The 19,058-nt window shown below is 63.1% G+C and carries 17 protein-coding genes; 4 read left to right on the plus strand and 13 right to left on the minus strand.

The window, feature by feature from the left end:
• Positions 1–67: 67 nt before the first annotated feature.
• Positions 68–463, minus strand: a complete 396-nt coding sequence (locus ORK51_RS09770; RefSeq protein WP_019184068.1) for a hypothetical protein — start codon at positions 461–463, stop codon at positions 68–70.
• A gap of 144 nt (positions 464–607) precedes the next feature.
• Between ORK51_RS09770 and ORK51_RS09775 the strand changes: the two genes are divergently transcribed.
• Positions 608–949, plus strand: coding sequence for a hypothetical protein (locus tag ORK51_RS09775; RefSeq protein ID WP_046272249.1), 342 nt, complete (start codon positions 608–610; stop codon positions 947–949).
• 10 nt (positions 950–959) lie between these two features.
• On the opposite strand, the gene ORK51_RS09780 is transcribed toward ORK51_RS09775, so the two are convergent.
• On the minus strand, positions 960–3,086 hold the full coding sequence (locus tag ORK51_RS09780; protein WP_070426296.1) for a TonB-dependent receptor family protein: 2,127 nt from the start codon (positions 3,084–3,086) through the stop codon (positions 960–962).
• 176 nt (positions 3,087–3,262) lie between these two features.
• Here ORK51_RS09780 and ORK51_RS09785 point away from each other — a divergent pair, with 176 nt between their 5' ends.
• The 3 genes from ORK51_RS09785 to ORK51_RS09795 all read left to right on the plus strand — a co-directional run bounded on the left by ORK51_RS09785 (position 3,263) and on the right by ORK51_RS09795 (position 6,469).
• A complete protein-coding gene (locus tag ORK51_RS09785; protein ID WP_070426295.1) occupies positions 3,263–4,465 on the plus strand; it encodes an amino acid aminotransferase in 1,203 nt (400 codons plus the stop codon).
• A gap of 167 nt (positions 4,466–4,632) precedes the next feature.
• Positions 4,633–5,649 carry a class 1 fructose-bisphosphatase gene (locus tag ORK51_RS09790; protein ID WP_046272251.1) on the plus strand — a complete coding sequence of 339 codons (1,017 nt, stop codon included), beginning with the start codon at positions 4,633–4,635 and terminating at the stop codon, positions 5,647–5,649.
• Between the two features lie 109 nt (positions 5,650–5,758).
• The gene (locus ORK51_RS09795) at positions 5,759–6,469 is read left to right on the plus strand and encodes a 2OG-Fe(II) oxygenase (RefSeq protein ID WP_070426294.1); all 711 of its coding nucleotides are present in this window, start codon (positions 5,759–5,761) and stop codon (positions 6,467–6,469) included.
• Positions 6,470–6,553: 84 nt separating this feature from the next.
• Here ORK51_RS09795 and ORK51_RS09800 read toward each other — a convergent pair whose 3' ends face one another.
• The 11 genes from ORK51_RS09800 to exbB form a co-directional block, all read right to left on the minus strand.
• Positions 6,554–6,763, minus strand: a complete 210-nt coding sequence (locus ORK51_RS09800; protein WP_046272253.1) for a hypothetical protein — start codon at positions 6,761–6,763, stop codon at positions 6,554–6,556.
• 364 nt (positions 6,764–7,127) lie between these two features.
• The gene (locus tag ORK51_RS09805; RefSeq protein ID WP_261997917.1) at positions 7,128–7,484 is read right to left on the minus strand and encodes a hypothetical protein; all 357 of its coding nucleotides are present in this window, start codon (positions 7,482–7,484) and stop codon (positions 7,128–7,130) included.
• A 252-nt stretch (positions 7,485–7,736) separates the two neighbouring features.
• Entirely contained in the window at positions 7,737–9,968 is a 2,232-nt protein-coding gene (locus ORK51_RS09810; protein WP_070426292.1) for an RHS repeat domain-containing protein, read from the minus strand.
• Entirely contained in the window at positions 9,968–13,129 is a 3,162-nt protein-coding gene (locus tag ORK51_RS09815) for a DUF6531 domain-containing protein (protein WP_323054027.1), read from the minus strand. The genes ORK51_RS09810 and ORK51_RS09815 overlap by 1 nt, the downstream gene beginning before the upstream one ends.
• Positions 13,130–13,289: 160 nt before the next feature.
• On the minus strand, positions 13,290–14,381 hold the full coding sequence (locus ORK51_RS09820) for a PA0069 family radical SAM protein (protein WP_261997918.1): 1,092 nt from the start codon (positions 14,379–14,381) through the stop codon (positions 13,290–13,292).
• 286 nt (positions 14,382–14,667) lie between these two features.
• A complete protein-coding gene (locus tag ORK51_RS09825; RefSeq protein WP_261997919.1) occupies positions 14,668–15,411 on the minus strand; it encodes a pyridoxine 5'-phosphate synthase in 744 nt (247 codons plus the stop codon).
• A gap of 4 nt (positions 15,412–15,415) precedes the next feature.
• Positions 15,416–15,676: a hypothetical protein gene (locus ORK51_RS09830; protein WP_019184059.1), complete on the minus strand. Its 261-nt coding sequence runs from the start codon at positions 15,674–15,676 to the stop codon at positions 15,416–15,418.
• Between the two features lie 68 nt (positions 15,677–15,744).
• Positions 15,745–17,205, minus strand: coding sequence for a cardiolipin synthase (gene cls / locus ORK51_RS09835; RefSeq protein WP_046272265.1), 1,461 nt, complete (start codon positions 17,203–17,205; stop codon positions 15,745–15,747).
• 115 nt (positions 17,206–17,320) lie between these two features.
• Complete coding sequence (locus tag ORK51_RS09840; protein ID WP_019184057.1) at positions 17,321–17,734, minus strand: ExbD/TolR family protein; 414 nt, start codon at positions 17,732–17,734, stop codon at positions 17,321–17,323.
• A gap of 3 nt (positions 17,735–17,737) precedes the next feature.
• Positions 17,738–18,163: an ExbD/TolR family protein gene (locus ORK51_RS09845; RefSeq protein ID WP_019184056.1), complete on the minus strand. Its 426-nt coding sequence runs from the start codon at positions 18,161–18,163 to the stop codon at positions 17,738–17,740.
• 57 nt (positions 18,164–18,220) lie between these two features.
• Positions 18,221–18,979, minus strand: coding sequence for a TonB-system energizer ExbB (gene exbB / locus ORK51_RS09850; RefSeq protein ID WP_019184055.1), 759 nt, complete (start codon positions 18,977–18,979; stop codon positions 18,221–18,223).
• Positions 18,980–19,058 lie beyond the last annotated feature (79 nt).

Raw genomic sequence — 19,058 nt, forward strand, 5'->3', positions numbered from 1 at the left:
AGCTGTACCGCGGCGCACGTGAAACGCCTGTGTCCGGCCTGTGCAGGCCGTGGCTGCACGCCCGCGGTTACTGCAGCAGGCCGTGCACCGCCGCCGCCGGCATGTGGTCCAGCGCCAGCCAGGCATCCTCGACCACCGCCCGTGCCTGGTGCCAGCCCAGCCGCGATTGGCCGCGCATCTGTTCCCAGTGCTCGGCCAGCTCGCCGTCGGTGTCATCGGCGCCGCGCGGCCAGTCGGCGTAATGCGTGGTCAGGGCGAAGGCATAGGCCGGGTACAGGTCGCGCCAGCTGCGGCGCCCCTGGCTGCGGCGCTGCTCGTAGTCACTGCGCATGTACTGCAGGTAGTCCTGGGCGACCGCCTGCGCGTCTTCGGCGCGGTCGCGGCGCGCGCGGCGCCCGCTCCGTTCCGGCTGCAGGTAGGCGTTGAACAACGCAGGTGCGGCGCGGCGGTCCAGGCGGGGCATGACACGACTCCGACAGCGGTGGGGGAGGCAGGAATAGACCCGCCGCCGTTATCCAGCCGTGACAGATTCGTTGACGCACCGGGATTCGCAGCGACTTCACCCGCCGCGCGCTGTAGTGGGCTGCACAGCAACTGGAGAAGTCCCATGCCCCGCGATCCTCTGCGCGACGCCACCGCCCCGGTCCCCGGCGAGCAGCGCGCCAAACATGACAACCAGGACGCCGAAGACCGCGGCGCCGGCATGTCCGTGCCCGACGACGAGCCCGATCACCTGCCGGTGGCCGTCACGCCCGATCCCGTCCCGCGCGACCGCAAGGATTCGGCGGCCGGCGAGAAAGGCCCCGCCGGCCATCATCGCCGCGAAGATGAATACCAGCGCCGCCAGCGCAAGGAACACGCCAGCGACAACCAGGACGAAGCGCTGGAAGAGACCTTCCCGGCCAGCGACCCGACCTCACCGTTCGTGCCGGCCAAGCCGCCCAGGTAAGCCGCTGCGATCAGGGCGCCCACTGCCACTGCAGGCCCACGTTGTAGCGACGATCCGGGCCGGGCTCGAAGAAGCGCTGGTTGCCATCGTTGACGATCACCGAGCCGATGTAGCGCTGGTCCAGCGCGTTGTCGATCCGCGCGAAGGCACGCAGCGTGCCCTGCGCGGTGGTCCAGCGCCGTGACATTTCCAGGTTGAGCAGCGCGTAGCCCGGCGCGCGCTCAGTGGCCAGGTCGTTCACCACGGTGTCGCTGGAAGCCACTATCTCGGCCGCCCACTGCCACGTTCCCGGGCGGTACTGCACCCGCGCGTTCCACTGCTGACTGGGCACGCCGGGCAGGCGTGACCCGGCCGCCACCGTATTGCAGCCGCTGGCCGCGCACAGCGCATACGGGTCGCGCACGGTGGCCTCGATCCAGGTGTAGGCCAGCGTGAGATCCGCCTGCGCACCCAGCGGCTGTACATAGCTGGCTTCCGCGCCCTGGCGGCGGGTGCGGCCGATGTTGCGGTAGGTACTGCGGCCGCCGCTGTTGCTCGCCACCGCCAGCTCGTCATCGGTATCGGCGCGGAACAGCGCAGCCTCGACCTGCACGCCACTCTGGCCGTGCCACTTGCTGCCCACTTCCAGGTTGCGGCTGCGGGCCGCCGAGAGATCCAGCGCCAGCCCGGCCTGGCCATCGGCGCGGTAGCCCAGCTCGTTGAAGGTCGGGGTCTCGAAGCCACGCCCGGCCGAGGCATACAGCCGCCACGCATCGCTGGCGCGGAACACCACGCCGGCCACCGGGGTGGTCGCTTCGTAGCGACGCGACCCGCTGTCGTCGGGATTGCCGGCGGTGATGTAGTGGTCGTTGGAGCGGAAGCGCACGGTGCTGTGCCGCATACCAAGCAACAGCGACCAGCGCGGTGCCCACTGCCACCACGCCTGCGCGAACTGGTCCACGTTCTCGACCCGGTCGCTCTGGTCGCGGCGCAGGCGGCCCTTGATGCCCACCTGATCACCGACGAAATTCTCGTAACCGCGGCGATCCTGCTGCTGACGGTCGGCATTGGCGCCGATCACCACGTCCAGCGGTCGACCAGCCCAGTCGCCGTGCCAGGCCCAGCGCGCGTCGAGTCCACCGTAATCGCCGTCCAGATCGATCACCCCGCCGGCATGCAGCGCGTTGGCCTGCGGCCCCGGTGGGATCGCCAGGTACTGCTCCACGCTGCGCTGGCCGGCGTAGCCCATCGCACGCCAGGTCTGCGCCCCTTCGGTGCGGGTGAAGACCAGCCCGGCCTGGGCCTGGCGCACGGATTTGCGGGTGTTGTACTGGGTGGCCACCGCGGTGGCCTGGCGCGGGTTCTCGCGCACCTGGGCGCGGGTCAGGCCGAGTGGATCCTGCGCGTCGGGCGCATCGAAGTAGTTCAGCACCAGATCCAGCTGGCCGCCGCCGACATCCGTGCCCAAGCGGGCGTTGACCGATTCGCGCCGGGCCTGGCTGTGGTCGCGCCAGCCATCGGTGCGGAAGTGGTTGGCGGCCACGTTGTAGCGGATCGGTCCCTGCACGCCACGCAGCTGGGCGCCGGCGCTGACAGTGTTGTCGCTGCCGGTATCCAGCCGCAGGCGCCACGGGTCGCCTTCGGCACCGTCCGCGCTCCACACCTGGACCACGCCACCGGAGGAGTTGCCGTACAGCGCCGAGAACGGCCCGCGCAGCACCTCCACGCGCTGCGCCGAGAGCAGGCTGGCGTGGGAGAGCTGGCCCTGGCCGTCGGGCATGGTGGCCGGCACACCGTCCACGAGCACGCGCACGCCACGCACGCCGAAGGTCGAACGCGCGCCGAAGCCGCGGATCGAGAGCTGGGTGTCCTGCGCATAGTTCTGACGATCGCGCGCGACCACCCCGGGGATGCCGTTGAGCGCCTCGGAGAGCTGGGCCAGCGGGCCGGTACGGTCTTCATCCACCCAGACCGTGGTCAGCGAGGCGGGCAGGTCGATATCGGCCACCTGCGCCACGCGCGCAGCCTGGACCTGGACCGTGGGCAGCCGCTCGATCGGGGCGGTGGGAGCGGGGGTGTTCTGGGCCTGCGCCAGCGACGGCAGCAACACGGCCGAGGCCAGCGCACAATGGCGGGCCAGCGGGGTAAGACGGAGCATGCGGGGCGGGATCCTCGGTAAATGGGCGTGCCGCACGCCATGGTACGGAAGATGACGTGACGACGGCCTCGGCGCCCTTGGCAGGGCTTTGTTACGATGGGTCGGTTTTGGCTGATTCTGCCGCCAATCCTGCGTCGCGCCACCCTCCCCCTTCCGTCATCCGAATGAGTACCGCCGTGTCCTTCTTTGCAAATGTGGAACTGGTCCCAGGCGACCCGATCCTGGGCCTGACCGAGGCTTACAACGCCGACAGCCGTCCGACCAAGGTCAACCTGGGCGTGGGCATCTATTACGACGAGAGCGGCCGCATCCCGCTGCTCCGCGCCGTGAACAGGATCGAACAGCAGCTGGCCAATGACGCCAAACCGCGCGGCTACCTGCCGATCGACGGCCTGCCGGCCTACAACCAGGCCACCCGCGAGCTGGTCTTCGGCAAGGATTCGCCGCTGCTGGCCGCTGGCCGCGTGGCCACCTCGCAGACCATCGGCGGCAGCGGTGCGCTGCGCGTCGGCGCGGACCTGCTGCACAAGCTGCTGCCGCACGCCACCATCGCCATCAGCAACCCGAGCTGGGAAAACCATCGCGCGGTGTTCGGCGCGGCCGGTTTCGACGTGGTCGATTACACCTACTTCGATGCCGCCACCCATGGCGTGGACTTCGACGGCATGCTGGCCGACCTCGGCAAGCTGCAGCCGGGCACCGTGGTGCTGCTGCACGCGTGCTGCCACAACCCGACCGGTGCCGACCTCACCGTCGCGCAGTGGAAGCAGGTGGCCGAGCTGCTGAAGGACCGCCAGCTGTTCCCGTTCATCGACATGGCCTACCAGGGCTTCGACAAGGGCATCAGCGAAGATGGCGCCGCCGTGCGCATCATCGCCGAGGCCGACATCGACAGCTTCGTGGTCGCCAACTCGTACTCCAAGTCGTTCTCGCTGTATGGCGAGCGCATTGGCGCGCTGTCGGTGGTCGCCCCGGATGCGAACGCGGCCAAGGCCGTGCAGTCGCAGGTCAAGCGCATCATCCGCACGATCTACTCCAGCCCGTCCAACCATGGCGCCGCGCTGGTGGCCGGCGTGCTCAACAGCGTCGAGCTGCGCCAGCTGTGGGAAGCGGAACTGACCGAAATGCGTGAGCGCATCCATGCCCTGCGCCATGGCCTGGTGGAGAACCTGGTCGCCGCCGGCGCACCGGAGTACGCCTTCATCAACGACCAGGCCGGCATGTTCTCGTACTCGGGCCTGAGCCGCGCCCAGGTGGACCGCCTGCGCGACGAGTTCGCGATCTACGCCGTGGGCACCGGCCGCATCTGCGTGGCCGCACTGAACCAGGGCAACCTGGAGTACGTGGCCAAGGCCGTGGCCACCGTCAGCAAGGGCTGAGCGGCATCGCCCCCGTGAGGAAGAACGGCCGCCCTGTGCGGCCGTTTTTCTTTGCCGCGCCGGCCGCGCGTTGCGCGCGGTGGGAACGGTTACGGCGGCCCGCGCCTCGTAATGGCTCCGGGGAAGGGCGACAATAGGCGCTTCCCCTTTGAAGGCCGCCTGATTCCATGTCCCAGACGTCGCTGACCCGCTATCTGATCGAAGAGCAACATGCCGGCCGCATCAACGCCGATCTGCGCCAGCTGATCGCTGTCGTTGCCCGCGCCTGCACCAGCATCTCCATCGCGGTCAGCAAGGGCGCGCTGGGCGGTGTGCTTGGCGAAGCCGGCACTGGCAACGTGCAGGGCGAAGCGCAGAAGAAGCTGGACGTGATCAGCAACGAGATCCTGCTGGAAGCCAATGCCTGGGGCGGCCACCTCGCGGCCTGCGCCTCGGAAGAAATGGATCATTGCCAGCCGGTGCCGGACACCTACCCGCGCGGTGACTTCCTGCTGCTGTTCGATCCCCTCGATGGCAGCTCCAACATCGACGTCAACGTCTCGGTCGGCACCATCTTCTCGGTGCTGCGCTGCCCGCCGGGCACCGAACAGCCCAACGATGCCAGCTTCCTGCAGCCGGGCACCGCGCAGGTCGCGGCCGGCTACTGCATCTACGGGCCGAGCACGCAGATGGTGCTCACCGTCGGCCACGGCACGCACGCCTTCACCCTGGACCGCGAGAAGGGCGAGTTCGTGCTGACCACGCCGGACATGCAGATCCCGGCGGACACCCAGGAATTCGCGATCAACATGTCCAACCAGCGGCATTGGGAAACCCCGATGCAGGGCTACGTGCAGGACCTGCTGGCCGGCAAGGAAGGCGCGCGCGGCAAGAACTTCAACATGCGCTGGATCGCCAGCATGGTGGCCGACGTGCATCGCATCCTGACCCGCGGCGGCATCTTCATCTACCCGTGGGACACGAAGGATCCCTCCAAGGCCGGCAAGCTGCGCCTGATGTACGAAGCCAACCCGATGGGCCTGCTGGTCGAACAGGCCGGCGGCGCTGCCACCACCGGGCGCGAGCGCATTCTCGACATCCAGCCCGATCAGCTGCACCAGCGCGTGCCGGTGTTCCTCGGCTCGCGCAATGAAGTGGAAGAAGCCACCCGTTACCACCGCGAACACGACAGCGCGGCAGGGTGATTTCCTACGCAGGGCTGGCCGCCTGGTCAGCCCTGTTGCTACGTGGCAACGGCGTGACATCGGCCACGGCAGCGGTCACCATCGGCCATTCGTGCCCACGGATGACCCCATGACTGCCGACGCGCCGCTCGATTTCATCGAAGTAATCCACAACGCCGTCCCCAACGAGGTCTGCGCGGCCCTGCAGGCCCAGATGCGATCCAGTGCGCAGTTGCAGCCGGGCGAAGTGGGCAGCGGTGTGTTCCCGGAACTCAAGCACAGCAAGGATCTTCGCATCAGCGGGCGCCCCGAGTGGCGGCAGGCCGAAGCGGCGCTGCAGCAGGCGGTTTTCAAGGGTTTGCTGACTTATCTACGCCGTTATCCACAGGCCCTGATCTCGCCGTTGATGTTGCAGATCCAGGACAGCCAGGGCCAGCCGCGCCGGTTGGCGGCCGAGGATTTCCCCGACATGGACGACGCCACGCTGTCCGACCTGGCCCGCACCTGCCTGCGGCCCGGTGCCATCAATCTGCAATGGTATGCAGCGGGCGAGGGCGGCTATCCGTACTGGCACTGCGAGCTGTACCCACGCGATCCGGCCGGCGAAACGCTGCACCGCCACCTGCTGTGGACGCTCTACCTCAATGACGATTTCGATGCCGGCGAAACCGAGTTCCTGTTCCAGGGCCGCAAGGTCGCGCCGCGCACGGGCAGCCTGTTGATCGCACCGACGGCGTTTACCCACACCCACCGGGGCAACCGGCCGCAGGGTGGGGACAAGTTCATTGCAACGAGCTGGGTTCTTTTCCAGAGTGCGCAGAAATTGTTTGGTGGGAATTGATCAGCGCGCGCTTTCAATCAGCACGTGAGCAGGCAGCGCCGGTTCTCATCTACGAAGGCGATGCGATGCACTCAAAAGCCTGGATCACTTTCGGCGGTGCGCGCTTGTACGCAGCATCGTCATGAGGGTCACGACACTCAGGAACAGAGTGAACAAGCCGAAGAAAGCCAGCGCGTACTGGTGCACGCCGGTAAATTTCCCGTCTGCAATCCTGCAGAGAGCATTCACTCCCGTCGCAATCGTGATCAGGACGAATACCACGAGATTTACCGTCCTCCGGTGATGGTCCAGCATGTGCGTCCTCCTTGGCTTGAGTTCAACGTCTCGATCAACGCCCTTGCACTCTATCCGTTCAAATGCTTGCCGGTTGAGCAAAGGTTCGCTCTAACCCGCGTCATCGATCACCGGCCGTATCGGAACGACTCACGCGGCCTCGGCGAGTGGAAACCGTCGCTCCCACGGTTCCAAGGATAGCCAACGACAACCCAACCAGCTCCTGTTCGCCTAGAGAAACACGGTAGGCAACTTTCAGCCCCGTAAGTACCACGAAGTTCACTGGGAGCATCCACAGGAAGGCGATCCCAAGCCGATGAATCCATTTCATCCCAACGCGGTCTCCTTGAGTCACAGGCACCGGGGGACACGGGCGACCCATGCGTTACCAAGTCGCCAGCACCACCACTACGGCTGCAACCAGCACGGCCAACACCATCACGGTGATCGGCACATTGCGCCCGGTGCGCTTCGTCTTCGCCTTCAACCCGACCAGCACGTCCAGATCGAGATAGAGACGATCAGCGCCCGCGTCGCGGATGACGCCGTTGTCGCGGTAATAACTCAGCGGAGCATGGAGTGCCGGGTCTAGACCTTTGCGTGACTCGCCAAGAGGGACGAAGAAATCACCTTCGATATTTTCCGTACTTCTGATCAAGCGATCTAACGCTTTCCTCCGTCTTCTGGACAACCAAAAATCGAGAATGAAGAATAATTGCAGGCAGAAGTGCCAGGAGTGCAAATAATAAGCCTGAGATCAGAACCTGAAGAACATTGCCAGTAACCAATCCAATTATGAATGCAGACCCCAATAGCCCGGCGAATATATATGTATAGGACACCAGTAATATATACCTGAGCCAGCCTATATCCGATTCAATGATTGATCGACATTCTTTACATTTGACGATGAGCACTCTCTCAAGCGATTTAAATGCTGGCAATCGCTGTGCTCTTGTGCCGCATGCTGGACACTTGAATTTAAAAGATAAATTCATCGACATATCTCTTCCCCAACTATTCCTGCTGCCGCTATTGCTTCAGAGTTATTGTAAGTGGCCTTAAACATTGAGCCATAGAAGGCGGCAGCTGAAGCATAACCACCCACGCGCCCGCCAAATCCAGTCCCGACGGCGATGCCGGCTCCAGCTCTGCTCATCACTTGTAGGGGGTACTTAGACGATACCGCCGCTACAGCTGTTCCGGTCTGATTTGGGTGCGACAGTGCCTGTATCAGGGCTATCCCTAATTGGGAATGTGTGCTACTGGCTTCCTGTAGTGCTCTATCGCCCAATATTCCTGATTGTGCAGCCAACGCAGTACCGCCCCAAGCCACGCCTTGAATGTAGCTAGAAACGCCATCGGAAACTTGGCTAAGGGGCCCTTTATCTGGAAGCTGGGCCCTGATCTCTCCGAATGATGCTGAAGTGCAATCACAGTCCTTCAAGCCAAACGGATCGATTAAGCTTACAGGGTTGGAGCCAGCGTATGAGTAGGTATTAGTTCCAGCCTCCAAACCAATCGGATCACTCTGCACATACCTGGCAATACTTGCGTCGTAGTCCCGGAAGCCGTTATACCAAAGCCCCGTCTCGGCATCGTGGTACTGCCCTGGGAAACCAATATTCAGTCCGCCAATGCTGTCCTGCTGAACACTCCGGCCATAGGCGTAGTTATACGCCTTCCACACTGTCTGCTGGCTAGCGTTCGTAGCAAATTCAGGCCGCCCCAGATGATCAGTGTGTACGAAGTTAACCTGGCCACCACGGTCCAAGCCTACCAGCTCGCCGCCGAACCAAAGGTAGTTCGTCCAAGTACCGTCCGTCAGCTCAGAGGTGAGCTGATTCTGCCCCGCGTAGTAGTAGCGGCTCGTGCTTGCGTTGAGCTTCGCTACACGCTGGCCTTGCGCATTGAGCATGTAGTTTGTAACAGCCCCATTGACGTTAGCCTGACTCATCCGATTGAAGGGGCTATAGGTGTAGGTCTGCACACGCGAACCGCTCTTCTCGCTGATCCTGTTACCTACAGCATCGTACTGGTACTGGCGGCTCACACCATCACTCGTGTAGTTCAGGACGCGATTGCTCTGAGGATCGATGCTGTACTGGGTCAGCGAGGTTCCAGCTTGGTAGCGATCGTGATTGCCGCCCGCATCGTACGAAAGCTGGTTGATCACGCCGAATCGCGTCAGGGTGGTCAGGCGACTCAGCGCGTCGTAGCCAATGACCTGCGTCATGTCCGGGGAGACCCCGTCACCTATCCGGGTGATCTCATTGTCCGCGCTGTGCTGGTAGTCCCAGGCGCTCAGTGCGGTGTTGTCCCCTCGCCGTACGGACATGGAGGTGAGGCGGCCGTCCAGATCGTGGCCATATCCACGCACAAGACCATTGCCGTAAGAGAGGTTGTTTCGAGCACCCGTTGCTTTGTAACTCGCGGCTGTGATCACCGGCTTGGTCACACCGTTGATGGTCACGGACATTGAACCAAGTTGACCGCCGGCCCCGTACCCGTACTCAACAGCGTTTCCATTGGGATAGGTAATCTTGTTAGGCCTGCCAATCCCGTCGAAGCCGTAGGTGGTGCTGTGGTCCGTCGTCGCTCCACCGGCAATTATGAAGTCCCGCCTGATCAAAACTTCACCAGCAGGGCTGTAGGCGAAATGTGTGGATGTGGTTGGAGCGGCCAATCCACATAGCCGGCCCAGCCCCCTACTGCACCAATCATAGCTGTAACTGTGTTGTTGACCGTCGGAATTGACCTCAGTAAGTCGTCCCAAACCGTCATGAGTAAAGGACACCATACTGCCATCGTTACGCACGGTACCCGTTCGCAGGCCGCCTGCGTTGTATTGGTGGCTCGTGACCCCAGTATCCGGACTGCTCTGCTTCCACAGTTGTCCAAATCCATCGTATTCGAAGCTCGTTACCAATCCACGGGGGTCGATCACCTTGGTAACACGATCACCCACGTCGTGGGCCAGCAGTGTCGCGCCACCCGCTGGATCTATCTTCTTCAACAATCGTCCTCGCGCGTCATACTCGAATTTCGTCGTGCGATTCTGCGAATCCGTGATTTGGATCAGACGGTCCTCAGCGTCATATGCGTAGCGGACGTTCTGACCACTGTTACCGTTCTCCGCCACCAGTCTTCCCAGCTCGTCATACTGATAGTCAACGCTGTAGGAAACTGTGCTCAACGCGATCAGTGTTGCCGTTGCGATGGACATCAGCGCTCTCCTTCCGTGGACTTCAGCATCTGGCCGCCTGGCTCGACTGACATTGGCGCCTGACACTCTCCATTCGGCTTACAGACCCAGCCAACATTGGACACGGTCACTCCCGTGGTGGCTCGGGGGCCCCACGCTGTACCACTGCTCGCCATCTGCGCAGAGTATTCGAAGTACATGTTTCCCGTCCCAGGATTTTCTGGCGCGATGGTTTGACTGAAGACCACCTCTCCGCCAGGAGGAACTGGTGCTGACAGGAGCATGCTGTTGTTTAGGTGGATGAATCCCCAAGCAAGATAGGTATTGCTATGCCAGACGATATTTCCTGTGTTGCGCACCCGAGCAGTCAGCTCGGTGGTTTCTCCATTTACGATATTAGTCGGAGAAGTGTTAAAGCTGATGATCTGCGCGCTAAGTGTGGCCGGTGGAACGATATGGCTGCCGGATCCGGTAACGACCAGGTTGGATTGTCCAACAGGCGAGATGCCGTGAACGTGCAGCGTTTTGTTGGCGTGGGCCTGCCGGGTGCCAAAGTCTAAGAGCACCCTGAACCGATGCGCAGTTGTCGCCACCTGACAGCTATGTGCGACGGTGGCGTCACCTGGCAGGTTGGCGGTCCCGCTTGCAACGTGCGTGCCCGAACCCGCAGCGCCGCCAGCATAGACGTGGACAGCGATAGGTGCAGCAACACCAACGGAGCACGCCCACCCTTCGATGTATGAGTTCCATGTTTCGTCTTGGACCACCCCACTGACGCCGCCAATGATCGTCGCTGTCGGGATCAGATGATCTGCCGCGCTCGGCAAAGCCCGATTGTAAGTGGCTCCTTGAGGCGATACGCCTTGGACCGAAACAGTTCGGCCACCCAACTGTTGGCGCTGAGCCAAGGTGATTGGCACGCGAAATCCGTACGCTGCTCCACTCGCCTGGCAAACGTTCGCAACCTCAGTACCGGTAGCCCTATTCGCCTTGGTGCTTCCGATGTGCACACCCCCGCTGGCATAGGCGTCGACCTGGATGGATGCGGCGGATCCAGTAGTGCAGGCCCAACCGTGTACGAACCAGTTCCACTGGCCGTCGTGTGTGACACCATCGATGTATCCAACTACTTGGCTATCGGCTGGATAGTCGCTTTGCGATATTTCGGTTCGAGTACGGTTGGAGGCGTTGTCGTAACTATGCTTCACCCTTGCAAACTGCCCGTCACCGAGGGGCCTAGACTCCAGCACCAGTCTCTGTGCAGCGTCGTAGCTGTAGCTTACTTTGATGCCATCGGGGCGAAGGATGCTCGCCAGATTGCCAGTTGGATCGTAGCTGATAGTCGTCGTGGCCCAGTCATTTCCAATGCTTCTACGAGACGAGGCAACTCTTCCTCGCGCATCGTAAGAGATTTCGGTTACATCGCCATTGACGCCAACGATTCGGCCAGGCTGTCCAAGACCGTTGTAGTTGCTGTAGCTCACGGTGTGACCGAGTGCGTTTTTGACCGCGAGAAGGTCGCCTGACCCACTATATGTTTCGACGACGTCATCTTGCGCGAGAGGTCCGTCGGACTTTATTGATGCCTTTAGCCCATTGGGGTGGTAAGTGTAGGTGTATGTCGTGACGCTGGACTGGCCCACCGCACCAATTGCGCTGGCGTTCCGCGCAGTGGATGAGGCCAGGTTTCCCTTGGCGTCATAAGTGAAACTGTTCTCGACGTCGCCCACTATTCTCTGCTTCAGCAAGCGGTTCTTCCCAGTGTCCCACTCCCACGTTGTTGTACGTTCGGCACTGGTTCCGACCGCCTCAACCTGTTTGAGCAGGAAGCCTTGGGGACTGTAATCAAAGTTGGTCAAGTTGTCCGCGAAGTCGTGGACCAGGTCGGGGTAGCCATTGGCGTCATAACTACGCTCCTTATAGCTGGCTGCACATTTCGGTGACGCATCTCCTTTTACCGATACTTGCCTACCATCCTCGTACTTGTAGGTAGTCTTACGGCCGAGCGGGTTGGTCTCAGTGACGCTGATCTTTACTGCACGGTCCCTGGTGGTCGGAAGTTGGGAAAGCGGGTCTGTAGGCAGGCCAGGTGACCCAGGTACGCCGGGAAGGTTGATAATTGGGCCGCCGGACGTCGGCAGAGATGGCTGGGACGGGAAGGACGGCAGGGACTGTGGGGCATAGCAGATTTCTCCTCCTACGCGCGGTTCGCACCATGGTGAACCCGGCGTACTCCCCGTCCCTCCGGCAGACCGTCCTGGCTGAGCAGGTGCGGGGGGAGGGGCGACGGCTTCCGTCTGAAGTACAGCGTAGCTGTAAGTAAAGCGTTCGACTCCACCCGCATGCTCGGAAAGAACCGCGCGCCTGCTCGCATCGTAGGCAAAGGTTGAGTATCGATTGCCATTGAACGATTTGCCTGTAAGGGCGCCGGGGAATCTCGCATCTTCATAGTGGTAGCTGATGGTTGTAGCGGGCGCGCCAGGCATTACAGCAGAGGCGAGTCGGGGGCGGTTACTACCGAAGGCATTGGCGGTATACGTGTATTGGTAAGCGTTCCCGGCTGGGTCCGTTACCCTCACGAGCTGGCCATTACTCCAGGAAAAGTTGATTTGTCGACCCGAAGAATGAGTCACCCGCTGAAGATAACGATTATTGTAAGAGTACGTCCATGCCACGCCTTGTTCATCGCGCTGCTGCGTAATGAATCCTTCGGCGTTATAGCTCTCTGTCCCGCGCTGTTCGTTGTGCAGCGTGAATGAGCCATCGCCGTTTTGCTTGATGTACGCCACCGGTTGCGCTTTGTCCTCGAACCAGTGACCACTGCTTAGATCACGGAGGAACTTGATTCGCCGACCATCTGGCCGTTGCGACCAAGCCAGATTCCTTTCATCAGAGAATGCCAGTGAGTAGTCGAAGTTGCTCAGCCAGTGTTGGCCAAAGATGCCAACCGCACTCCAATGGTGGTTGTAGGTGCGCTGCAGGTACAGGCCCATTTCTCCCTGGCTCGCAAAGTCCAGCTCAGGCTCCACCTTGTTCCCAGTGTAAAGAACCACGGGATTCCCACTAACTTCTGGACAGTCGTCCTGCCTATCGTCGGTTTCCTGCTCTTTCGATGTTTGGGCAGGGGCTGCAGTTCCTCCTCCGCCCCCCCCTATTGGCAGCTGGATGTAAGGAGCGGAGATCCCGCTATAGGACTTAAATAGGGGAGGCTGATTGGGTCTAGTCCCACGGACGGTCATCCTTGCGCGGACGCATGCTCGGCAGTAACGGGCCGATTACATTGATGTACGGCGACTAGGTACGGACTAAGACGTTTGTTGACGACCGTCCCTTCAAGGCTCGTTAGAACAACGAACCCTGCGGCGAGTCCACCCGCGGCGGCAACGGCCGCAGGAAGCGGGTGCAGTCCAGCTTCGGCCAATGGCTGTGCTGCGCATCGAAGCCCAGGCGCTTGCGGGCCAGCTTGAAACGGTTGGACAGCAGGTCGGCGTAGACCCCTTCACCGCGCATGCGCGTGCCGAACTCGCTGTTGTAGTCCTTGCCACCGCGCAGCTGGTTGATGGTGCTCATCACATGCGTGGCGCGGTCCGGGTGGTGGGTGTCGAGCCAATCGCGGAACAGCGGCGCCACTTCCAGCGGCAGCCGCAGCAGCACGTAGCCGGCGGTGGAGGCACCGGCATCGTGGGCGGCCTCAAGCACGGCTTCCAGTTCGGCATCGTTGATCCACGGAATCACCGGCGCGACCATTACCCCGACCGGGATGCCGGCATCGCTCAGGCGACGCATCGCGCGCAGCCGTGCATGCGGGGCCGAGGCGCGTGGTTCCAGCTTGGCCGACAGGTGCGGGTCCAGCGAGGTCACCGAGAAGTGCACGCTGACCAGCTGCTTTTCCGCCAGCGGTGCGAGCAGGTCGATGTCGCGCTCGACCAGCGCATTCTTGGTGATCAGCGAGAACGGGTGCTGCGTTTCCAGCATCACCTCGATCAGCTGGCGGGTGAGTTTGAGCTTGCGCTCGATCGGCTGGTAGGCGTCGGTGTTGATGCCCAGCGCGATCGGCTGCGGCACGTAGCCGGGGCGCGAGAACTCCTTGCGCAGCAGCTGCGGCGCATTGGTCTTGGCGAACAGCTTGGTCTCGAAGTCCAGGCCGGGCGAGAGATTGAGATAGGCGTGCGAGGGCCGGGCAAAACAGTACGAACAGCCATGCTCGCAACCGCGGTACGGATTGACCGACTGGCTGAAGCCGACGTCCGGCGATTTGTTGCGGCTGATGATGCTGCGCGCGGTCTCGGCACGGACTTCGGTGCGCAGGCGCGGCGCAGCGAACTCTTCACTCTCGTCCGGCGCCCAGCCGTCGTCCATCGCTTCGCTGACGGTGACCTCGAAGCGGCCCGCCAGGTGCGCGCTGGAGCCCCGGCCTTTGATCGCAATACCCATCTTCAAAGCCTATCGCCCGGATGTCTCAGGGAATGAGACGTCGTAGCGTCGGAACGGCGGGGATAGGGGATATCCATGGTTAGTAGTATTACTAACCACAGGGGCAAATGGAAGTGAAACCTGCGCCCGGTAAGGCTCACCGGCGGTGGGTGCCGATTTGATCCCCTACATTATCCACAGGGCCAGAGCGCGTGCCTCGCGCGCCACGTCACCGGCGGCTGAGCCGACCAACGGTCGGCTCTACCCGATGCCGGGCGCCCCTTACGCGGCAGGGCTACGCGCCCCATCAAAGCAGCCGCAGATAGCCCTTCACCGTGGCATCCAGCCCGTCATACAGCGCCTCGCTGATCAGCGCATGGCCGATCGAGACTTCCAGCACGTCCGGCACGGTCCGGAGGAAATCGGCCAGGTTGTCCTGCGACAGGTCATGCCCGGCGTTGACCCCCAGGCCGGCCGCCTGCGCGCGGCGGGCTGCATCGGCGAACACGGCCAGCATGGCCGTGGCGTCGCCGGCGGCATGGGCCTCGGCGTAAGGGCCGGTGTAGAGCTCCACGCGGTCAGCACCGATGGCCGCGGCCTGGGCGATGTCGGGGTCGCCCGCATCCACGAACAGGCTGACCCGGCAGCCGTAGGTCTTCAATTCGGCGATCAGCGGGCGCAGGCGCTGCGCATCCCGGGCGAAGTCGACACCGTGGTCGGACGTGAGCTGGCCGTCGCCATCGGGCACCAGGGTGGCCTGGGCGGGGCGGGTCTGCGCGCACAGCGGCAGCAGCCCGGGGTAGCCCTCGCGCGGTGGCGCGAACGGGTTGCCCTCGATGTTGAACTCCACCCCGCGCTCGGCCGTCAGCGCGGACAGGGCCAGCACGTCCTCGGCGTGGATGTGGCGGCGGTCCGGGCGCGGGTGCACGGTGATGCCGTGCGCGCCGGCCTCCAGGCAGGCACGGGCGGCCTGCAGCACGTCCGGGTCGGTGCCGCCGCGCGAGTTGCGCAGGACGGCGATCTTGTTCACGTTGACGCTGAGTTGGGTCATGGCACTACGAGGGGTCGGACTCACCCTGAGCGGTCGGGGTGCGCGCCTGTAGGGCGAGCTCCCGCAGCCGACGGAGTTCGTTGGGATCGGTGATGGCCGCGCGGGTGGGCTGCACGTCACCGAAGCGGGCCACGTAAAGGCCGCGGACCCACGCCAGCAGGAACACCAGGGTGCCCAGCAGCGACAGCGCCATCAGCCCCATGTGGGGGGTCTTGAGCGCCATGCCGAAACAGGCCAGCGCGAACAGCAGGAACAGCCAGTACATGTCGTTCTCCCCGATTGACCGGGCCAGTGTAGCGCTGGCGCCGGGTGCGGTTCCACGGGGAGCGGTGGCTACAGCAACGGCGATGCCAAGCGTGCGAAGGCCTCCGGAACACGGTGCCGCCAGAGCGAACGCTGGCGATCGTTGTAGACCGGCGAGGCGCTGCTGTACTCGGCCAGCAGGATCTCGGCCAGCGCGGCCACGCGGTCGGTATCGCTGATCATCATCGAGAGCTCGAAGTTGAGCCGGAAGCTGCGGTGGTCGAAGTTGGCACTGCCGACGATGCAGACATCGTCATCGGCGATGAAGGCCTTCGTGTGCAGCATGCGCGGGCCGTACTCGTAGATCTTGACGCCTGCCTGCAGCAGCTCGTCGAAGTAGGAACGCGCGGCCTGGGTGACGAACCAGGAGTCGCTCATCTTGGGCACCAGCAGGCGCACGTCCAGGCCGCCGAGTGCGGCCGAGGTCAGCGCCATGCGCGCGGCCTCGCCGGGCACGAAGTAGGGCGTCACCAGCCAGACGCGCTCCTTCGCTTCGTGGATCGCCGCCACGTGCAGCCGGTGGATGGTCTCCCATGACGAGTCCGGACCGGACACCAGCACCTGCGCATTGATGCTGCCCTCGCTGCGGCTGGGCATGGTCTCGGGCCACAACTGCGCGATGTTGAAGCGCGCCGGCTCCTGGCCGGTGGCGTAGATCCAATCCTCGATGAAGACCAGCTGCAGGCTGCGCACCACGTGGCCACGCAGCCGCATGTGCAGGTCGCGATACGCATCCGGGCGGACGCTCTCGTCTTCTTCATCGGTGATGTTGATGCCGCCGGTAAAGGCCTGCAGGCCGTCGATGATGACGAGCTTGCGGTGCGTGCGCAGGTTCAACCAGGGCCGCTTGAACGGCTTGAGCAGCTGTCGCGGATGGAACCAGACGACTTCGGCACCTGCATCCAGCAGCGGCTGCAGGAAGCGCTTGCGGATGGACGACGAGCCGACCGCATCGAGCAGCAGGCGCACGCGCACGCCGGCCGCCGCACGCTCGGTCAGCGCATCGCGCAGCGCGGTGCCGGCGTGGTCCGGATTGAAGATGTAGTACTCCAGGTGCAGGTGGTCCTTGGCCGTGGCCACCGCGGCAAGCAGTGCGCTGTAGGTGGCCGCGCCATCGACCAGCCACTCCACCTCGGTGGCCGAGCTCGGTGAGAGCCCGGTGGTGGCCTGGGCGATCTTGGCCAGCTCGGTGCAGTCCGCATCCGGCGGGCAGACGCTGCTGTAGTGCTCCATGCCCGAGCGCGAACGGCCACGGCGCAGGCGCTGTCGTTTCACCTTCTGCGGGCCGAGCAGGTAGTAGATGAACAGCCCCACATAGGGCAGGGCGGCCAGCGAGAGGATCCAGCTCAGCGTGGCGACCGGCTCGCGCTTCTGCAGCATGATCCAGCCGATCAACCACAGCAGATAGAGAATGTAGGCCGCCACCATCAGCGGGCGCAGGTGCGGGATGGCGTCGAGCCAGTCCCCGAAGAGATCGAAGGTTGCGAGCATGGCCGGATGATAGCGGGCGGCGTGGCGCTGGCGCGTATCCACGCCCGGTGGCACAAAAAAAACGCCCCTGTTTCCAGGGGCGTTTTCCAGTCGCGTCATGACTGCGTCTTGCGTATTACTGCTGTACGAAGCCGATCTTCTTCATCTGAGCATTCTTCGCGGCAGCCAACACCTTGGCCATCACGTCGTACTCGGAGTCCGGGCTGGCATCGATGCGCAGTTCCGGCTGGTTGGTCGGATCACGCTGCACTTCCTGCTCCATACGCTGCTGCAGTTCGCTCACAGCCACGGGGCTGTTGTTCCACGACACCTGGTTGCTGGCGTCCACCTTCAGCTCGATCGGCGGCGGCGGTTCGACAGTCACCGGCGGTGGGTTGAGCACGCGCTGCGGCAGGTCAACGGCGATCGGGTACGTCATGATCGGCGCGGTGACGATGAAGATGATCAGCAGCACCAGCATCACGTCCACGAGGGGCGTGACGTTGATGTCGGCCATGGGGCCTTTGTTACCACCAGTACTGAACGCCATGGCTTACTGCCCCTTCTCTTTGGTGGCGACGAAGCCAACGTCGAGCATGCCCTGTTCCTGCGCGATCTTCGTCATCTCGTTGATGACGCGCATCTTGGTGGTGCGATCACCACGCAGGTTGAGGGGCGGCTGCGGGGTCTGCTGGGCGGCGGTCGCCAAGCGCGACTCGAGCGTCTGCTTGTCGATTTCCTCGTCGTTCCAGTAGATCGAGCCGTCTTCCTTGACTGCCAAGGTGATCGGGCTCGAACGCTTCTCAGCGTCTTCCGGATTCTGCACCAGGTTGGCCTCAGGCAGATCCACCTTGACCTTGTGGGACATCAGGGGCGCCGTGATGATGAAGATGATCAGCAGCACCAGCATCACGTCCACGAGGGGCGTAACGTTGATGTCGGCCATGGGGCCGCCGCTGTTACCACTACTGAAAGCCATAACGGGCTCCGTCTAGATCGTGTTGACTACGTTCTCGCTGGGTGACGCGCGTCGCTATCAGCGAACGCGCGAACCGGTGGCGAAGAAGTCGTGCAGGTCGTGAGCGAACGTATCGAACTTGCTGATCGTGGCGCTGTTGATCTTGCTGAAGAAGTTGAAGGCGAACACGGCCGGGATAGCCACGAACAGACCGATGGCGGTCATGATCAGTGCTTCACCCACCGGGCCGGCAACGGCGTCGATCGAGGCGGAACCGGTGGCACCGATCTTGATCAGCGCGCCGTAGATGCCCCACACGGTACCCAGCAGACCCACGAACGGAGCGGTTGCGCCGACGGTGGCCAGCAGGGTCATGCCCGACTGCAGGTTGTTGCTTTCGCGGGTCACGGCCTGACGCAGGGCGCGATCGACGAACTCCGAACGGCTCAGGTTCTCACCCAGGCCACCGGAGGTGCCGCCTTCCGAACGCTGGTGGTGCGCAGCAGCCTGTGCAGCGTCCAGAGCGATCTTGGAGAAGGGCTCCGAAGCCGGCTGTTCTTCCATCGCGCGGATGGCGTCCTGGGCGTTCGGGGTATCCCAGAACAGGCTCACGACCTTGTCGGCAGCAGCCTTCAGACGGGTGGCGCGGAAGATGTTGATGACGGTCCAGTACCAGGACATGGCCGACATGATGATCAGGGTCAGCAGCACGACCCAGGAGACGGCGAAGTCACCCGGCTGGGTGGTCATCTCGTGGATCAGGTGCTCGAAGCCCATCTGCGACAGGGCGTTGGAGTTGCCCCCGGCAGCAGCGGCGATGAAAAGTTCCTGCAGCATGACGCTTACCTTTGTTGTGTGTGGTGATAAAGGGTATTGCTAGAAATAACCGCTAGAGGCGGTGGCCGGCGGGCCACCG

The sequence above is a fragment of the Stenotrophomonas sp. RIT-551 genome, from assembly GCF_026241915.1.
Lineage (GTDB): Bacteria > Pseudomonadota > Gammaproteobacteria > Xanthomonadales > Xanthomonadaceae > Stenotrophomonas > Stenotrophomonas bentonitica_A.